This is a genomic window from Streptomyces sp. NBC_00009 (genome assembly GCF_045040855.1).
In the GTDB taxonomy this organism is placed as follows: domain Bacteria; phylum Actinomycetota; class Actinomycetes; order Streptomycetales; family Streptomycetaceae; genus Streptomyces; species Streptomyces aureus.
Genome location: NZ_CP108312.1, coordinates 1,708,445 through 1,726,435, shown reverse-complemented (window position 1 = coordinate 1,726,435; position 17,991 = coordinate 1,708,445). Strand labels below are relative to the sequence as shown.

The window sequence follows — 17,991 nt, the reverse complement described above, 5'->3', positions numbered from 1 at the left end:
AACGGAGTTCATGAAGTGTCCGACTCGACGTCCATGAGCTCCGCCGCACACGTCTACCAGCGGATCGTTCCGCAGCCGGTCCGCTCCGTCGCCGCCCACAGCGTGCCGCCCCGCGTACGGCGCAAGGTGAAGGGCGGGCTCGCCAGGACCCTCAACCGCCGTGAGGCCCGGCTGCACCGGCGCGCGCTGCGCCGCGTCCGCAGGTCCGACGCCATCAGCGTCTCCGAGCGCCGCGTCCCCGCACCCGACGGCCGGATCGGCCACGTCCACACCGGGGTGACCGCCGACCTCGCGCGCCGCCTCGACCACGATCTCGTCACCTACGCCCTCGACGCGGCCGGCATCCCCTGGTTCACCGTGCCCGCGCTCGACGACCGCCGCGTCTGCATCGCCGTGGAACAGCGGGACAAGGGCCAGGTCCGGCGGGTACTACGCGCGTTGCTGGAGGAACACACCGGCTATGTCGTCTCGGTGTCGCCCTCCGCGAACGACACCGCGACCGTCCCCGGCAGCCACATCAAGGCGTGGAAGAACTACGGCAAGGCCAAGGTCGTACGGCTCACCTGGCTGCGCACCGACCCCACCCAGAACCTGTGGGTGGGTGACGACCAGGGCGTCGAGATCGAGTTCTGGACCGTCAACGACGAGCTGGCCGACGAGCGCCTCGTCGGGCCGCGTCCCAACCGCGTCCAGCGCGTCGTTCCGCGCGACGCCCTGGGCATCGAGATCGCCTTCGACCGGCTCTGCGCGTACTCCGACATCGACGGGGACGCCGAACCGACCATCACCCTCGAGGACTTCGACATACCGCGCCTCGAGGAGATCACGTTCCCCGTCGACGCGGTGGTCCTGTGGCAGCACCCGACCCCCTGGGGCGAGGAACTGCTCCGCGCGACCCTGCGCTCCCTGCATCAGTACGCGCCCTGGATCGACCTCGTCCACGTCGTCGCGCAGGCTCCGCCCCCGCACTGGCTGCGCGCGGACGAACGGCTCACCGTCGTCCCCGCGGGCGCCGGAGCCACCTCCCAGCTGCACCGGCTTCCCGACGTCGCCGAGACCTTCCTGCTGATGCGCCCCGGCGCCCTCCTCGGCCGTCCGGTGCGCCCCTTCGACTACTTCACGCCGCACCGCGAGACCCGCCCCCGCAAGGGTCTGTGGACCGCCGAGGAGTCCTTCCAGCAGTGGCCGCGGGCCGCCCTCGGCGCCACCGGGCGCGCCGTGTCGCACGGCTATGCCGCCGGCCCGCAGCCGCACTCGTGCCAGGCCCTCGGCCGGCTCGCGGGCGTCGGCATGCTGCTCGTTCCCGGCCCCGACGACCAACGGGTGCCCACACTCCCCGGCACCCACCCCGGCGACGGACTCGCGCACCACTTCGCTCACTGCTCCGGGCTCGCCGACCCCTCCGGCGAGGCCACCGTCGCGCTGCACGCCGCGCTGCCGCACATCGGCCGCCGCCTGGAACGGCTCCTGGTGCGGCGCGACACCCAGCAGATGCACTTCTTCGGGCTCGGCAGCGACGACGCGCTGGCCCACGGCGGCACCGACGCCGTCATCCGCTTCCTCCACCGCTACTTCCCCGTGCCCAGCCCCTTCGAGCACGGCGGCCCAGACGACCCGGACGACCACACGTGAGCAATGGCAACCCCGAGGCATCCGCGGCGGTGGGCGTATACCGCTCCCTCGTCCCCGCCTCCCTCAGACGTCGCGTCGCACGCCGCGTACCGGCGCGGCTGCGCATGGCCATCAAGCGCGTGCTGCGCCGCTTGACGACCCTGACCCTCGGTTTCCGCTTCGTCCGCGGGGTCCGGGCCCGACGGGCCTGGCCGCATCTGTTCGGCGACGGCGAACGGCTCGCCGTGCTCGCCGACCGGGGCGCGCAGATCGCCCTCGTACGCCCCACCACCTCCCCGCTCGGACTGCGCGAGGCCAACCTCGAACTCGTCGTCTCACTCCTGGAAGCGGCGGGCATCGACCACTTCGTGGTGCGCGGCACCTCCGAGTTCCGCTCCACGCTCGCCGTCGCCGAGGCCGACCGGGCGCGGGTGGCCGACGTCCTGGTGGGAACCCGCGCGTCCGCGCCCGTGTACATCGTCGCCTGCTACGGCGCGGCCCAGCGGGGCAAGCCCGTCCTGTGCGCGTCACGCGGCGGCCGGCGCATCGCCCGGACCGCGCCGGTCCTGCGCACCGGCATGGTGTGGAGCGACCCCGGCGCCTCGCTCGTCCTCGGCCTGGAGCACGGCTGCGACATCGAGTTCTGGCACGAGAGCGAGGGCCGCCTCGTCGCGCCCCGCCCCAACCGGGTCACCGAGGACATCACCCTCGACGAGCCCCGGATCAGCGTCCCCATCAGCCGCCTCACCGGCTTCGCCGCCCTGCACACCCGGCGCACCCGGTCCGTGCGCACCGTCGCAGCCTGCGCCCAGCCGCTGCCCGAGGACGTGCGCTTTCCCATCGACGTCGTCTACACCTGGGTCGACGGCAACGACCCCGCCTGGCAGCGCAGGCGGGCCGGTATCGAGGACGGCGGCTACCACGCCGAGTCCGCCAACGCGGCCCGCTACATCAGCCGGGACGAGCTGCGCTACTCCCTGCGGGCGCTGGAGCAGAACGCCCCCTGGGTGCGGCACATCTACGTGGTGACGGACCAGCAGCGTCCGGCCTGGCTGAACGAGCGGGGCTCGCGCATCACCGTCGTCGACCACTCCCAGATCTTCGACGACCCCGCCGCCCTGCCCACCTTCAACTCACACGCCATCGAGAGCCAGCTCCACCACATCGACGGCCTGTCCGAGCACTTCCTCTACTTCAACGACGACATGTTCCTCGGCGCGCCCGTCACCCCCCAGGACTTCTTCCTCTCCAACGGCGTGACCCGCACCTTCTTCTCCCCCTCCCAGCTCCCCCGCTGGGACGACGCGTCGGGGGACAGGCCGGTGGACGCGGCGGGCAAGAACAACCGCCGCCTCATCCTGGAGAACTTCGGCTCCGCGATCGTCCAGAAGCTGCGCCACGCCCCGTACGCCCTGCGCCGCAGCGTCCTCTACGAGATCGAGAGCGAGTTCAGGGACGCGCACCTCGGCACGTCCCACAGCCGGTTCCGCAGCACGACCGACATCTCCATCCCGTCGTCGCTGTACCACTACTACGCCTACTTCACCGGCCGCGCGGTCCCCTCGGACATCGCGTTCGCCTATCTCGACCTGGCAAGGCCGGAGATCGCGCGCCGCCTGGGGATCCTGCTGGCACGCCGGGACCGCCAGGCGTTCTGCATCAACGACACGGTCTCCGACACGTTCGACGTGGGGCGCCAGGGCGACATGGTGCGGGACTTCCTGGAGTCGTACTACCCCGTGCCGAGCCCGTTCGAGAAACAGCACGCGCCGCTGATCCCCACACAGCGTGTTCCCCAGCAGCGGAAGGAGAGCGGGATCCGATGAAGATCTCCTTCCTGATCAACAACATCTACGGCATCGGCGGCACCAACCGCACCGTCATCAACCTCGCCGAGGCCCTCGCCGTCCGCCACGACGTCGAGATCGTCTCCGTGTTCCGGCGCAGCACCGCCACGAAGTTCGAGATCTCTCCGCGCATCACCGTGCGGGCCCTCGTCGACCTGCGCCCCGGATCCTCCGACCGCGACGCCCCCGGCAGCGGCGAGCCGAGCGAGGTGGTGCCGCGCCAGGAGGAGTTCTACGCGCAGTACAGCAAGTTCAGCGACCAGCGCATCATCCAGGACCTGGAGCGCACGGGCGCTGACGTCGTCATCGGCACCCGCCCCAGCCTCAATCTCTTCGTCGCCGAGTTCACCCGCGACGGGGCGCTGCGCGTGGCCCAGGAGCACATGACACACCTGGCGATCCCGCCCGCCGTACGGGCCCGGATGGCGCAGGTCTATCCCCGCCTCGACGCCATCACCACGGTCACCGAGGCGGACGCTCGCTCGTTCATGGAGAACACCCCGATCCCGGGCATCCCCGTCGTCGGCATCCCCAACAGCGTTCCGCAGCCCGCCGTCGCGCCGTCGGACTGCGCGCGGAAGGTCGTCGTCAGCGCGGGCCGCATGCACCACATCAAGCGCTACGACCTCCTGATACGCGCCTTCGGCCTGCTCGCGGATGAGTTCCCCGACTGGCAGCTGCGCATCTACGGCGACGGCGGTGAAGCCGCCAAGCTGCGCACCCTGGTCACCGAACTCGGCCTGGCCGGACGGGCGTTGCTCATGGGCGGTTTCTCGCCCATCGAGTCCGAGTGGGCCAAGGGCTCCATCGCCGCGGTCACCTCGAGCGCCGAGTCCTTCGGCATGACCCTGGTCGAGGCCATGCGCTGCGGCCTGCCCGTCGTCTCCACCGACTGCCCGGTGGGTCCCCGGGAAATCCTGCGCCACGGCGAGGACGGTTTCCTCGTACGGACCGGTGACGCCGAGGCCATCGCCCAGGGGCTGCGCCGGCTCATGGCCGACGACATGCTCCGGGCCCACATGGGCGCGAACGCGCTGCGCAACTCGGCCCGTTACGACCCCGAGGCCGTCGCGGCCACCTACGTGGACCTCTTCGAGGATGCCGCGAGCCGCCGCGCCGCCGCCGAACGCGGCTACCGCAGGCCCGCCGCGCCGCGCGAGGCCACGCACGCCGACGCGACCGTGCCGCCCGTGTCCATGGGAGCGGCGCGCGCCGACGTCACGAGCGACGACGCGGGATGGCTGAGGTTCTCCGTCGACGGTCCGGCCGACGGCAAGCGCCGCTGGCAGTTCGTGCTGCGCCACAGCCCCTCCGACGGGCAGCCCCTGCCCGACATGGAGCTGCGGACCGTCCGCAAGCCCCTCGCCAACGGCGGCACCCGTTACGGCGCCGCACTGACCCCCGCCGCGCTCGACGAACTCGGCGACGGACGCTGGCGCGTGACCATGCGCTCCGCCAAGCACGAGAACGTCCACCTGAAGGCCGGGCTGCGCGACACCCGCGCGCTGATCGACGCCCGGGCCCGCCTGCTCTCGCATCCGGTGGCGGGTCAGGTCGGCTGGAACCTTCCCTACGCTCAGCCGAACGGCAAGCTCATGCTGCGCACCGTGGTGCGCGCGACCCACGTGGAGTGCACGTCCGTCGACGTCGGCGACCACGGGATCGTGCTGACCGGCGTGCTGTGCGGGGGACCCAGGATCCAGCCGGGCGCCCTCTTCGTGCTCAGCCGCCGCGGTCCGCACGCACTCAACTTCACGGTGCCCGTACAGGTCCTCGGCAGCCATTCCTTCCGCGCCGAGGCTCCGGTCCGCCGCGTCGTCGACCACCGCCTGGAGCGGTGGGAGGACTGGGACTGGTGGCTGCAGCCCGATCCGCACGACCGCGAGAAAGTGCGCATCTGCCATGTGCTCGAGGACTTCCCCGACGTCAAGAACGCCTTCGCCTACCCGGGCGTCCCGCTCGTCGGCGACGAGCCGTCGGAGTTCTCCGCCGTGCACCCGGCGAAGCCGGTGTGGGTGAGGCCCTACTGCTCGGCGTCCGGCGCCATGGCCATGAACGTCGTAGACCGCTGACGCCTTTCCGGGACCGACCGATCCCGCGGACGGAGATGAAATGAACCGCACACTGTTTGTCCTCGGGGATTCCGTACCGGCTCCCCGCACGGAGGAGGAAGCCCCGATGGCGGGGTGGGGCCAGAAGATCCAGGAACTTCTGGTGGGTCCGGTCGAAGTGGCCAACTACGCCCGCAGCGCGATGACGACGCGCAAGTACTTCACGGAGCGACTGCCCGCCCTGCTCAATCGGATGAGCCGCGGCGACATCGTCCTCATCGGGTTCGGCTGCGTGGACCACATGATCCACAACGGCACGCGGTACGTGCCGGTCCCGGAGTACCAGGAGCTTCTGCGCCTCTTCGCCGCGTACGTGCACGAGCAGGGCGGGGTGCCGGTCCTGGTCACGCCGATGGCGCGCTACGCGTTCTCGCCGCAGGGCGAGGTGCTCAACACCCTTGGCGACTACCCCCGTGCCATGACGGAGGTCGCCGCCCGGCTCGGTGTGCCGCTGGTGGACCTGACCAGCCGCACCATGCAGCTGTGGTCCCAGCTCGGTCCGGAGCGACTGCGCCAGTACTTCTGCTGGACGGACGCGGGCGAGCACCCGCTGCACCCCGACGGGACGATCGACTCGACCCATCTCAACCACACGGGAGCGTTCGAGGTCGCCCGCCTGATGCTGGCCGAACTGTGCAACCTCGGTGTCCTCGACAAGTCCGAGGTGAACGTCCCCGCTCTCATGGAGCCCCTGACGATTCCGCCGGTCTCCGGCGAATTCACGGTCCAGGCACCGGAGTCGGCCCTCCAGTACGGCCAGGGCACCGGCCCGGCCCCGGTGATCACCAAGCCGGCTCAGGGAGGGCTCGCCGGACCCATGGTGAAGTTCTCCGGGATCGCCGCGCCCGGTACGGACTATCTGCTCTTCTTCGAACAGGGCCGGTACATCGGCGGTACGAGCGTGGGCGGCGCGGGGCAGTGGAGCTGGCGCCGCTCGGTGAACTGGGCGGGCGGCGAGCACCTCGTTCAGTGCGTGGGACTACGAGGCAACGGCGTCTCGGCGATCGCGGAGCACCGGTTCACGGCGCTGACCGACGTGCCGAGCCCGCTGATCACGGCACCCGCCGATGGGGCCTTCGCCGGGCCCCGCCCCCGCTTCGCCGGCAAGGTGCAACAAGGCGTCACCAAGGTGGTGCTGATGGAGCGGGGCGTCCTGATCGGTGCGACCGGCGTCGACGACCAGGGCGAGTGGGCGTTCAAGCACGCGCACGCCTGGCGGCCCGGAACCCACACGATCGAGGTGATCGCCCTTTTCGGCGCGGCCGAATCGGCGCCCGCGCCCCACACGTTCAGGGTCGTCGGCATCCCCGAGGACAGCCCGATCCGCGGGCTGGGAGCTACCCGCCACGCGTGTGGTGACGTATGCGAGCACAGGCCGTTCACCGGGGACTGGTAGACGGCTCGGCGCCGGCAGGGAGAGCCTTGAGGAACGGACTCACCGCATGGGGCACGGCGGTCGTGGTCGCGATCGTGGTGCTGCTCGGCACGCTGTTCGTCCTGCCGCGCGAGAAGGCGAGCCCGGCGGAGGCATCGCGGGTGGTCCGTGTGCTGCAGTACAACCTGTGCGGTGCGGCCGTGGGGTGCCCGTGGAACGCGGGCGGGTCCGGGCGCGGTACGTCGGTGGCGCGTCTCGTGAAGTCCGCGGTCCGGTCAGAGCCGGACATCGTCACCGTCAACGAGATCTGCCTGACGCAGTACGAGGCACTCAAGGAACAACTCGCCCGCGCCGGCTGGCGGATGGACGGCACGTACGCCTCGTCCCAGGACAACGTGCCGGCCTGCGGCAGGACGGGCCGGTTCGGCAGCGCGGTGCTCAGCCGGGGCGACGTCCCGGACGACCGGCAGGACTACCGCCCCTTCACCCACACCGGCGGCGAGACCTACACCAACGGCGGGCGCACCGTCCTGGTGCACAGGGGACTGCTCTGTGCCCACACCCGCGTACACGGCAAGCGCCTCGTCGCATGCACCGCGCATGCCTACTCCAAGGCCCCTGAGCAGCTACGGGAGATCAGGGACTGGACGGCCGCGTTCCCCAGGAGGGTGCCCGTCGTACTCGCGGGCGACCTGAACCTGCCTCCTGACGCGCCCGCACTGTCCCAGCTCACCGGCCGGTTCACGGAGGCGGACCACGCGGACGACGAACCCACCGCCGGCGGACGGAAGATCGACTACGTCTTCGCCGAGCGGCGCTATGTCCGGTCCTCCAGCGCCGACGCGGTGAAGTATCCGGAGTCCGACCACGCTCTGCTGAGGGGAACGTTCGGGCTCACGCCCTGACCAGCGTAGGCCGGCCCGGGACGGATGGCGCGGGTAGCCACATGTGATCACTTTGTAATGAACTTATGTACAACAAGAGCTGATCGGCAAAAGTCTGATCAACCGTGAGACTTTCCATGGCAAGAGGGGTTCTGTTCCCCCTCGCTCTGATCGCCGCGGCAGCGGGCGGCCTCGCCGGGCCCGCCGACGCGCAGGACAGGACCGTGTCCGTCACCGGACTTCCGATGCAGATCGCCGTCACCCCCGTGATGCAGGACGGCGTGAGGCAGCCTCGGCAGCTCACTCTGTCGGTCGCGGACAGCACGGACGGCCCGGCGCCGCGCGAGTACGTGCTCCGCCTCGACCTCGGCGCGCTCAAGGGCGTCGTGGACGTCGACGCCAAGCCCTGCGACGTGGCAGCCGGTCAGGCCACGTGCCGGATCAAGGTGACCGACCCCGACCGCGCCCCCGGTGTCGCCCTGACGCTGAGGGCCGCGACCGGCAGCCAGGCCGGGGACTCCGGCGTGCTCCATGTGACGGGCGAGGCGGACGGCCGGGCGCTGAAGGCCGTGGACGCCACGGTGCAGGTAGGGGGCGCGAACCTGGTGGTTGCCGGCGACAGGCTGCCGACGGGTCTGAAGGTGGGCGACACCGCGCCGATCCCCGTCAGCTTCCGCAACGTGGGAAGCGCGTCGGCCTCGGGTGTCCTGATGGCGTTCCGCTTCACCGAGGGCAGCAAACCTGCCCGGCGCTTCGACAACTGCGAGTACAGCGAGCGCAGTTCCTTCGAGGAGAAGCGCTACGTGCTGTGCGCCTTCGCCGTCGACGTCCCGCCCCGGGCCGAGTTCCGGCTGCCCGACGACGCGGAGGTCGAGGTCACAGCCGCCGCCTTCCACGAACTGGTGCAGGTCGACGTGTACCCCGACGCCCCGGGGATGCGCGAATACCTTCGCCGTGGATACCCCTACGAGCGAGGCAGCGGACCGCAGTTGAAGCTGCGCGGGACGGACGGCCCCCAGACCGGCGAGCGGTACGGGAACGACACCTCCTGGGAGTCCACCTACTACATCACCAACACGGCGGATCTCTCCGTCACCGGTGCGGACATCAGCGGCAAGGTCGGTGACGAGGTCGTCGCCGACCTCGGGCTGCGCAACGACGGACCGGCCTGGCTCGGAGACGTGCAGGACCCGACGGAGTTCGCGTCGCTGCACGTCGAACTGCCCGACGGGGTGTCGGTCGTCGGCCTGCCGAAGGACTGCTTGCGGGGCGGGTCGGGCGAGTACGTCTGCCCCCTGGGACCGCTGGACTCCGATGCCCGGCTGTCCTTCCCCTTCAAGCTGAAGCTGGCGAAGCCGCTGAAGGACGCCCACGGAAAGGTCCGGGTACGGCAGGCGGAATGGTCCCGTTACGACACGAACCCGTCGAACGACTCCGCGCCCATCGGCTTCAGCACCACGTCCGCGTCCACCAGTGCCGACCCCAGTGCCGACCCGACCCCGGGGACGGGCGCCACCGGCGGCGACACAACCGGCGAACCGTCGCCCAGCGCCACGTCTGCGTCCGGCGGAGCACACTCCGGTGACGAGCCGGGTGACGGTGACCTGGCGTCGACCGGCGCCGGCACGGCCACGTGGATCGCGGCCCTCGCCGTCCTGCTCATCGGCGCAGGCATCGCGGCCCGCGCGGTGGTGCGCAGGCGTCGGGCGTAGTCCGGAACCACGAGGGCGCGCATCGCCCACCGCGCGCCCTCACCCTCCCGTACGAGATATGAGGCCCACTCGATGAGACCGTTCACCGGCACACGGCGCCGCCTCGCCCGCGCCCTTGCCGTCGTCCCCCTTGTGGCAGCCGCGGTACTGCTGCCACAGATCTCCTCGGGCGCGGCCGATGGCGGCCGGATGCCCCTCGGCCCCGATGACCTCGTCACGCAGGCCGGCGAGGTACGTACCCTCGCCGCCGGGGTCACCTACCAGACGTACACCCAGGGCACCGCCTCCGACCGCTGGACCGTGTGGGCGCAGCGGGGCGGGACGGAGACGTTCGGCAGCAAGACCGCCGCCGAGGCTTTCGCGGCGCAACTCGCCGACGAGGGTTTCAGCGGAACCGTCGACACCTTCACCGCCCCGGCCTCGTCCGACGCGTCCGGCGGAGTGTTCGGCTACGGAGTGCGCGTGGGTTCCTTCGCGCCGGATCTGAAGGCCTCCGCCGACCGCCTCGCGGGGTGGCTGAGGACGGCGGGATTCGGTGCCCGCGTCATCTACACCGCCCTGGACGGCAATCCCAGCACGGGCCCCTGGAAGGTTCATGTGGTCCGTGCCGCCCCGACGGCCGCGGTGAGCTTCAAGGCGGTTCACGGCACCGATGTCGCCACGGCCGCGACCGTACGGAGCATGGCCACCGAGAGCGGTGCCATCGCCGCCGTCAACGGCAACGAGTTCGACATCCACACGTTCCCTGGATTTTCCGGCTACGAAGGCGTTCCGCAAGGGCTTTACGTACAGAACAACGTCCTGCTCGGCGCTGCGAACAACGGCCGTACATCCCTGCTCCTGGAGGGAGCCGGCGCTCGGGTCCGGGTCGCTGAGGTCACGTCCACCGTGCAGGTCGCGGCGCCGAACGGGGATGTGCGGACACTCGACGGGGTCAACCGAGTGCCCGGCCGTGTGCTCGGCTGTGGGGGCGTGGGCGGCGATCACGTCGCCATGAACGGCACCATGACCGAGACCGATCGCCCTTGGCGCAATCAGCTCTGCCTCGACGACAGCGAGATCGTCATCTTCCGCCCCGAGTGGGGGAGTTCGACTCCTGGGCCCTTCAGCGGCGTGACGAACAGCGTCGATGTCGTCATGAGCGGCAACTGGGTGGTCCAGGAGATCCGTTCTCCGGCAGGCGGCCCCATCCCGGCCGGCGGCCGGGTCCTCCAAGGCATCGGCGAGGGCGCCGACTGGCTCACCGAACACGCCTTGGTGGGCTCGGCGTTCAAGCCCGGCGCCGCCATCAAGGACGCCGACGGCGCTTCGGTGACCAGCCCGACCCTCTCGGCGGTCGCGGGCGGCGGACCGGCCCTTGTGCGTAACGGTGAGGTCTTCCTCAACACCAAGGCGAACGGTATGACGAACTTCTCGTACGGCCCCAACAGCACCCTCGTGCAGCGCCATCCGCGCACCATGGCCGGCGTCACCGCCTCCGGCGAGCTGCTCCTGGTCACCGTCGACGGCCGTGACCCGGGCACCAGCGTCGGCGTCACCTGGCCGGAGGCCGCCGAGGTCATGAAGTGGTTGGGGGCCACCGACGCCGTCGGGCTGGGCAGCGGGGGCGACGCGACCATGGTCGTCGACGGCACGCTCGCCAACAGCCCGATGGACGACTGGGGTACCTCGATGGTCGAGCGGAAGATGAGCAGTGCCGTGGTGATCGTCCCGAAGAGCTGAAGAGCTGAGGGCGTGTTCTCCCCCTCGCCCGGGCCGCACCGTTCGCGGCCCGACGCACGTCGCGCCCAACCCGCCCACCCTGCACCGCAGTTCACGGTCGGCGGTGACCACGACCACATCGCCGGGCCGCTTCGCCCGTTCCACCAGCTCCACGATGTGGTCGTCCCCGCTCCCGGCCGCCGACTCGACCCGCACCCCCGGCACCGACTCCACACCGCGCGCCGCGCCCTCCACGACGAGCACGATGTCGACGCCCTCGCGCTCGGCGTACGTCACCAGGCTGTCCCGCAGGCGTTCGGCCGCGCCCCGTCGCCTCATGCCGGAACCCTGGCGCAAGGGCGCGGAGAAGGAGAAGTGGTTCAAGGACTGGTTCAAGGAGTTCTACGGCAGCGAGGAGGACGACATCTTCGCCCTCGCCTTCCAGTACCTGGAGGGCGCCCCGGTCAAGAAGGACGACGAGGGCATCGCCTACGGCAGTGACGCCAGCTTCGGGCCGATCAACCCGAACGGCAGCGAGGGCAACGACCTGCGCGACGAACTCTCCGACTTCTACGACTACCTGGGCATCCCGTACACCTTCCGGGACGGGGTCACGCAGCAGCCCGAGACCAAGCGCGCCCGGTCCGTGGACTGTTCCGGCTTCCAGCGTCTGGTGTGGGGCTACCGGGCCCGCTACCCCCTGATGTCCTCCGACAAGTCGGGCGACGGTCTGCCGCGCACCGCCAACGGCATGGCCCGCTCGGACGTCGGGGCCGAGATCATCCCGCTCAAGGGTGTCGGCGCCGCGGACCGGCCCAGGTCCATCGACGTGCTCCAGCCCGGAGACCTCGTGTTCTTCAAGCTCGACGCCCGCACGAATCAGCGCCTCGACCACGTCGGTCTGTACATGGGCCACGACACGGACGGCCACATGATCTTCGTGTCGAGCCGCGAAGAGGTCAACGGCCCGACGATCGGCGACAAGGGCGGCACGTCCCGCCTCGACGGCAACGGCTATTACGCGAGCACCCTGCGCAGCGCGAAGCGGCTCTGACCCCGCGCCGCGGCGTCCGCAAACGCCGGTGCCCGGCACGCCAGTCGGCATGCCGGGCACAGGGAACGCCGGGGAGTTACGCCGGAACGCTGGCCACGCCCTGCGCCAGGAACCGCTTGCCGGTCACCCGCTCGCTGACGCCCTCGCGGTCCAGGTACGGCGTGATGCCGCCCAGGTGGAAGGGCCAGCCGGCGCCGGTGATCAGGCACAGGTCGATGTCCTGGGCCTCGGCGACGACACCCTCGTCGAGCATGAGGCCGATCTCCTGTGCCACCGCGTCCAGGACGCGGTCGCGGACCTGCTCCTCGGTCAGGACGGAGTCGCCCTGCTTGAGGAGCGCGGCCACCTCGGGGTCGAGCTCCGGCTTACCGGAGTCGTACACGTAGAAGCCGCGCTTGCCCGCCTTGACGACCGCCGCCAGGTTCGGGGACACCGTGAAGCGCTCCGGGAAGGCGCGGTTCAGGGTCTCCGAGACGTGCAGACCGATCGCGGGACCGACCAGCTCCAGGAGCACCAGCGGGGACATCGGCAGGCCGAGCGGCTCGACGGCCTTCTCGGCGACCTCGACCGGGGTGCCCTCGTCGATGACGTTCTGGATCTCGCCCATGAAGCGGGTGAGGATGCGGTTCACGACGAACGCCGGGGCGTCCTTCACCAGAACCGCGGTCTTCTTCAGCTTCTTGGCGACACCGAAGGCCGTGGCCAGCGAGGCGTCGTCGGTCTGCTCGCCGCGGACGATCTCCAGGAGCGGGAGGATCGCGACCGGGTTGAAGAAGTGGAAGCCGACGACCCGCTCGGGGTGCTTCAGCTTCGACGCCATCTCGGTGACCGAGAGGGACGAGGTGTTGGTGGCGAGGATCGCGTGCGCCGGGGCGACCGCCTCGACCTCCGCGAACACCTGCTGCTTGACGCCGATCTCCTCGAAGACGGCCTCGATGATGAAGTCCGCGTCGGAGAAGCCCTCGGCCTTGTCCAGGACACCGGAGACCAGCGCCTTGAGGCGGTTGGCCTTGTCCTGGTTGATACGGCCCTTGCCGAGCAGCTTCTCGATCTCGGCGTGGACGTAGCCCACACCCTTGTCGACGCGCTCCTGGTCGATGTCGGTCAGAACGACCGGCACCTCGAGGCGGCGCAGGAAGAGCAGCGCGAGCTGCGAGGCCATCAGGCCCGCACCCACGACGCCGACCTTGGTGACCGGACGTGCGAGCGACTTGTCCGGCGCACCCGCCGGGCGCTTGCCGCGCTTCTGGACGAGGTTGAACGAGTAGATACCCGCGCGCAGTTCGCCACCCATGATCAGGTCGGCGAGCGCCTTGTCCTCGGCGTCGAACCCGGCCTGCAGGTTCCCGTCCTTCGCGGCGGCGATGATGTCGAGGGCGCGGTACGCGGCCGGGGCGGCGCCGTGCACCTTGCCGTCGGCGATGAACTTGCCGCGCGCGACGGCCTCGTCCCACGCCTCGCCACGGTCGACCTCGGCGCGCTCGACGGCCACGTCGCCCTTGAGGACGTTCGCCGTCCAGATCAGCGACTGCTCCAGGAAGTCGGCGCCCTCGAAGATCGCGTCGGCGATGCCGAGTTCGAAGACCTGCTTGCCCTTGAGCTGGCGGTTCTGGTTGAGCGAGTTCTCGATGATGACCGAGACGGCCTTGTCGGCGCCGATCAGGTTCGGGAGCAGCGCGCAGCCGCCCCAGCCCGGGACCAGGCCGAGGAAGACCTCGGGGAGCGAGAACGCGGGCAGCGCCTTGGAGACGGTGCGGTAGGTGCAGTGCAGACCGACCTCGACACCGCCGCCCATGGCCGCGCCGTTGTAGTACGCGAAGGTCGGCACGGCGAGGCCCGAGAGGCGCTTGAAGACCTCGTGGCCGCCCTTGCCGATGGCCAGCGCGTCGTCGTGCTTCTTGAGGAGCTCGACGCCCTTGAGGTCCGCGCCGACGGCGAAGATGAACGGCTTGCCGGTGATGCCGGCGCCGACGATCGTGCCGTCGGCCGCCTCCTTCTCGACCTGGTCGATCGCGGCGTTCAGGTTCGCGAGCGAGGCCGGGCCGAAGGTGGTCGGCTTGGTGTGGTCGAAGCCGTTGTCGAGCGTGATCAGCGCGAACCGGCCCGCGCCGAACGGCAGGTCGAGGTGGCGGACGTTCGCCGACGTGACGACCTCGTCCGGGAACAGCTCGGCGGCGCCCTTCAGGAGCTCAGCGGTGGTGGTGCTCACTTGTCGCCTCCGGCGTCCTTGTGGTGCGGGTTCTCCCAGATGACCGTGGCGCCCATGCCGAAGCCGACGCACATCGTCGTCAGGCCGTAGCGGACCTCGGGCTGCTCCTCGAACTGGCGGGCAAGCTGCGTCATCAGGCGCACGCCGGAGGAGGCCAGCGGGTGACCGAACGCGATGGCGCCGCCGTACTGGTTGACGCGCGCGTCGTCGTCGGCGATGCCGTAGTGGTCCAGGAAGGCGAGGACCTGGATGGCGAAGGCCTCGTTGATCTCGAAGAGGTTGATGTCCTCGATCGACAGACCGGCCTTGGCGAGCGCCTTCTCCGTGGCCGGGATCGGGCCGTAGCCCATGACCTCCGGCTCGACGCCCACGAAGGCGTAGGAGACGAGGCGCATCTTCACCGGGAGGTTGTTCTCGCGGGCGAAGTCCTCGGACGCGATGATCGACGCGGTCGCACCGTCGTTCAGACCGGCGGCGTTGCCCGCGGTGACGCGGCCGTGCACGCGGAACGGCGTCTTGAGGCCGGACAGGTTCTCCAGCGTGGTGCCCGGGCGCATCGGCTCGTCGGCGGTGACCAGGCCCCAGCCGGTCTCGCCGACGTCCGGGTTGGTGTTGCGCACGGAGACCGGGACCAGGTCCTGCTGGATCTTCCCGTTCGCGTACGCCTTCGCCGCCTTCTCCTGCGAGCGCACGGCGTACTCGTCGGCGCGCTGCTTGGTGATCTGCGGGTAGCGGTCGTGCAGGTTCTCGGCGGTCATGCCCATGAACAGGGCGGACTCGTCGACGAGCTTCTCCGACACGAAGCGCGGGTTCGGGTCGACGCCCTCGCCCATCGGGTGGCGGCCCATGTGCTCGACACCGCCGGCGATGACGGCGTCGTACGCGCCGAAGGCGATGGAGCCCGCGGTGGCGGTGACGGCGGTCAGCGCGCCGGCGCACATGCGGTCGATGGAGTAGCCGGGCACGGACTGCGGGAGGCCCGCGAGGATGCCGGCGGTGCGGCCGAGGGTCAGGCCCTGGTCGCCGATCTGCGTAGTCGCGGCGATGGCGACCTCGTCGATCTTCGCCGGGTCGAGGGCCGGGTTGCGGCGCAGCAGCTCCCTGATGGCCTTCACGACGAGATCGTCGGCGCGGGTCTCGTGGTAGATGCCCTTCGGGCCCGCCTTGCCGAACGGGGTGCGGACGCCGTCGACGAAGACGACGTCCCTGACGGTACGAGGCACGATGGCTCTCCTCCAGATGCGGGATGGCACTGCCGCGCGGCACGCACCCGGGATGCGGGAAGCGCGCTGCGAATACCGTCATGCTACTTGCGGGTAACCAAGTCGTGTAGTCCCCCCGGCCGGAGCGGCGAAGGTCACACCGCGCGATCGAGGATCGAGCGCACCACGGGCCCCGCCGAAGCCACCACGTCACGGACGAACCGCACCTGTCCCACCCCGAACCCGCGCAGCGCCGGGCCGTGGTCGCAGGCGACGACGAGCGCCGCGGCGAGGAGCAGCGCCCGCCACCCCAGGAGCACCAGGCGCCCCACCGGGCGCGGCATCCGCGCGAAGGCCTCGCGCAGCCGCTCGCAGTGGAACGGCACATGCCGCTCCTCGTCGGCGAGGATCGCCCCGGCCACCCGCGTCGTGAGCGAGTCGTCGGTGCCGTCGCGCAGCGCGCGGTAGTAACGCAGCGCCACGACCTCGGCGACCATCAGGACCAGGAGTTCGAGCCGCAGCCCGAGGAGCCGGCGCAGCCGGACGAAGACGGTGTCGCTCCAGTGCGAGGTGAGCGGCGGCACCCCGCAGGCGCCGAGCAGCAGCCCGAGCAGCCGGGCGTGGTTCTGCTCCTCGGCCACGAAGAGCCGCACGGCGCGCGCGTACGGGGCGTCGCCCGCCCGGTCGGCCTTGGCGATCAGGTTCGCCCCGTCACCGCTCTCGCCGACCTGGAAGCGCCGCACGCTCCGCCACACCGCGGGATGCACCCGCGCGCCCCGCTCCCAGGCGGGCTCCGGTGTCGTGGCCCGGCGCTCCCGCTCGTCCTCGAAGTCCCGCACCCATGCCTCGTACCCCCTGCTGATCATGGGCGTGACCGTAGACAGGCCCTCCCCGCCGCGACGGGCGAGGAGGGCCACCGGTACGAAACCGCGACGAACGCGAGGCGCCGCGCGGCGCCCCGCGGGTCAGGCGGTCTGCTTCAGGGCCTTGACGAGCAGCGGCGTGACCTGCTCGATCTGCCAGGGCCGCGCCCCGTACCCGCGCAGCGCCTCGGCCACCGCCGCCTCGGAGCGGTCGCCCGGAGGCTCCCAGCACACTCGGCGGACCGTGTCCGGCGTGATCAGGTTCTCCTGCGGCATGTTCAGCGTCTCGGCCAGCGCCGACACCGCGGCCCGCGCGGCGGAGAGCCGTGCCGCGGCGACCGGGTCCTTGTCGGCCCAGGCCCGTGGGGGAGGAGGCCCGGCGAGCGGGGCCCCGGGCTGCGGCAGCTCCGCGTCGGGCAGCTCCTTCGCCCGGTCCACGGCCGCCTGCCACTGCTCCAGCTGACGCCGGCCCGTACGGTGCCCGAAACCGGGCAGCGCGGCCAGCGCGTGCACATTCGCGGGAAGCGAGAGCGCCGCCTCGACGATCGCGCCGTCCCCGAGCACCTTGCCCGGCGACACGTCACGCCGCTGCGCGATCCGGTCCCGCGCGGTCCACAGCTCCCGTACGACGGCCATCTGCCGGCGGCGCCGCACCTTGTGCATCCCGGACGTGCGCCGCCACGGGTCCTTGCGGGGCGGCGCGGGCGGCGCCGAGGCGATGGCGTCGAACTCCTGGTGCGCCCAGTCGAGCTTGCCCTGCCGGTCGAGCTCCTTCTCCAGCGCGTCCCGCAGGTCCACGAGGAGCTCAACGTCCAGCGCGGCGTAGCGCAGCCACGGGTCGGGCAGGGGCCGCGTCGACCAGTCGACGGCGGAGTGGCCCTTCTCCAGGACGTAGCCGAGGACGTTCTCCACCATCGCGCCGAGCCCCACGCGCGGGAAACCGGCCAGGCGCCCGGCGAGCTCGGTGTCGAAGAGGCGGCTGGGGACCATACCTATTTCGCGCAGACACGGCAGGTCCTGCGTCGCGGCGTGCAGTACCCACTCGGCGTCGGCGATCGCGTCGCCGAGGGCGGACAGGTCGGGGCACGCGACGGGGTCGATGAGCGCGGAGCCCGCGCCCTCGCGGCGCAGCTGCACCAGGTAGGCGCGCTGCCCGTAGCGGTAGCCGGAGGCGCGCTCGGCGTCGACGGCCACGGGCCCGGTGCCCGCGGCGAAGGCCGCGACCACCTGGGCCAGGGAGGCCTCGTCGGCGATCACCGGCGGGATGCCCTCGCGCGGCTCGAGCAGGGGGATCGGCACCTCCGCAACAGAGCCGCCGTCGTCCGGGGGTGCGCCCCCGGTGGTTCGCAGTGAACTGTCTGCTGCGGTCTCTTGGGCGTCGGTCACCTGTCAAGGGTATCTGTGTATGTACAGCGCCCGTCG

At 71.1% G+C, this 17,991-nt stretch carries 12 protein-coding genes; 8 read left to right on the top strand and 4 right to left on the bottom strand.

What is annotated here, in order from left to right; genetic code table 11:
• The first annotated feature begins 15 nt into the window (after nucleotides 1-15).
• The 8 genes from OHA58_RS07660 to OHA58_RS07625 all read left to right on the top strand — a co-directional run bounded on the left by OHA58_RS07660 (nucleotide 16) and on the right by OHA58_RS07625 (nucleotide 12,295).
• Nucleotides 16-1,632: a sugar phosphotransferase gene (locus tag OHA58_RS07660; protein ID WP_405477665.1), complete on the top strand. Its 1,617-nt coding sequence runs from the start codon at nucleotides 16-18 to the stop codon at nucleotides 1,630-1,632.
• Nucleotides 1,629-3,437 (top strand): stealth family protein, encoded by a 1,809-nt coding sequence (locus OHA58_RS07655; RefSeq protein WP_405477663.1) that lies wholly within the window; start codon nucleotides 1,629-1,631, stop codon nucleotides 3,435-3,437. Before OHA58_RS07660 ends, OHA58_RS07655 begins: the two co-directional genes overlap by 4 nt.
• Entirely contained in the window at nucleotides 3,434-5,530 is a 2,097-nt protein-coding gene (locus OHA58_RS07650) for a glycosyltransferase family 4 protein (RefSeq protein ID WP_405477661.1), read from the top strand. Before OHA58_RS07655 ends, OHA58_RS07650 begins: the two co-directional genes overlap by 4 nt.
• 40 nt (nucleotides 5,531-5,570) lie before the next feature.
• Nucleotides 5,571-6,965, top strand: coding sequence for a GDSL-type esterase/lipase family protein (locus tag OHA58_RS07645; RefSeq protein ID WP_405477659.1), 1,395 nt, complete (start codon nucleotides 5,571-5,573; stop codon nucleotides 6,963-6,965).
• Between the two features lie 26 nt (nucleotides 6,966-6,991).
• Complete coding sequence (locus OHA58_RS07640) at nucleotides 6,992-7,849, top strand: endonuclease/exonuclease/phosphatase family protein (RefSeq protein ID WP_405477657.1); 858 nt, start codon at nucleotides 6,992-6,994, stop codon at nucleotides 7,847-7,849.
• A 116-nt stretch (nucleotides 7,850-7,965) separates the two neighbouring features.
• Nucleotides 7,966-9,540, top strand: coding sequence for a hypothetical protein (locus tag OHA58_RS07635; RefSeq protein WP_405477655.1), 1,575 nt, complete (start codon nucleotides 7,966-7,968; stop codon nucleotides 9,538-9,540).
• 72 nt (nucleotides 9,541-9,612) lie between these two features.
• A complete protein-coding gene (locus tag OHA58_RS07630; protein ID WP_405477653.1) occupies nucleotides 9,613-11,262 on the top strand; it encodes a phosphodiester glycosidase family protein in 1,650 nt (549 codons plus the stop codon).
• Between the two features lie 154 nt (nucleotides 11,263-11,416).
• A complete protein-coding gene (locus tag OHA58_RS07625) occupies nucleotides 11,417-12,295 on the top strand; it encodes a C40 family peptidase (protein ID WP_405484853.1) in 879 nt (292 codons plus the stop codon).
• A 76-nt stretch (nucleotides 12,296-12,371) separates the two neighbouring features.
• Here OHA58_RS07625 and OHA58_RS07620 read toward each other — a convergent pair whose 3' ends face one another.
• The 4 genes from OHA58_RS07620 to OHA58_RS07605 all read right to left on the bottom strand — a co-directional run bounded on the left by OHA58_RS07620 (nucleotide 12,372) and on the right by OHA58_RS07605 (nucleotide 17,955).
• Nucleotides 12,372-14,504 carry a 3-hydroxyacyl-CoA dehydrogenase NAD-binding domain-containing protein gene (locus OHA58_RS07620; RefSeq protein ID WP_405477651.1) on the bottom strand — a complete coding sequence of 711 codons (2,133 nt, stop codon included), beginning with the start codon at nucleotides 14,502-14,504 and terminating at the stop codon, nucleotides 12,372-12,374.
• A complete protein-coding gene (locus OHA58_RS07615) occupies nucleotides 14,501-15,727 on the bottom strand; it encodes an acetyl-CoA C-acyltransferase (protein ID WP_100591258.1) in 1,227 nt (408 codons plus the stop codon). The genes OHA58_RS07620 and OHA58_RS07615 overlap by 4 nt, the downstream gene beginning before the upstream one ends.
• 134 nt (nucleotides 15,728-15,861) lie before the next feature.
• Nucleotides 15,862-16,572 carry a ferritin-like domain-containing protein gene (locus OHA58_RS07610; protein WP_405477649.1) on the bottom strand — a complete coding sequence of 237 codons (711 nt, stop codon included), beginning with the start codon at nucleotides 16,570-16,572 and terminating at the stop codon, nucleotides 15,862-15,864.
• Nucleotides 16,573-16,671: 99 nt separating this feature from the next.
• Nucleotides 16,672-17,955 carry an HRDC domain-containing protein gene (locus OHA58_RS07605; RefSeq protein ID WP_405477647.1) on the bottom strand — a complete coding sequence of 428 codons (1,284 nt, stop codon included), beginning with the start codon at nucleotides 17,953-17,955 and terminating at the stop codon, nucleotides 16,672-16,674.
• Nucleotides 17,956-17,991 lie beyond the last annotated feature (36 nt).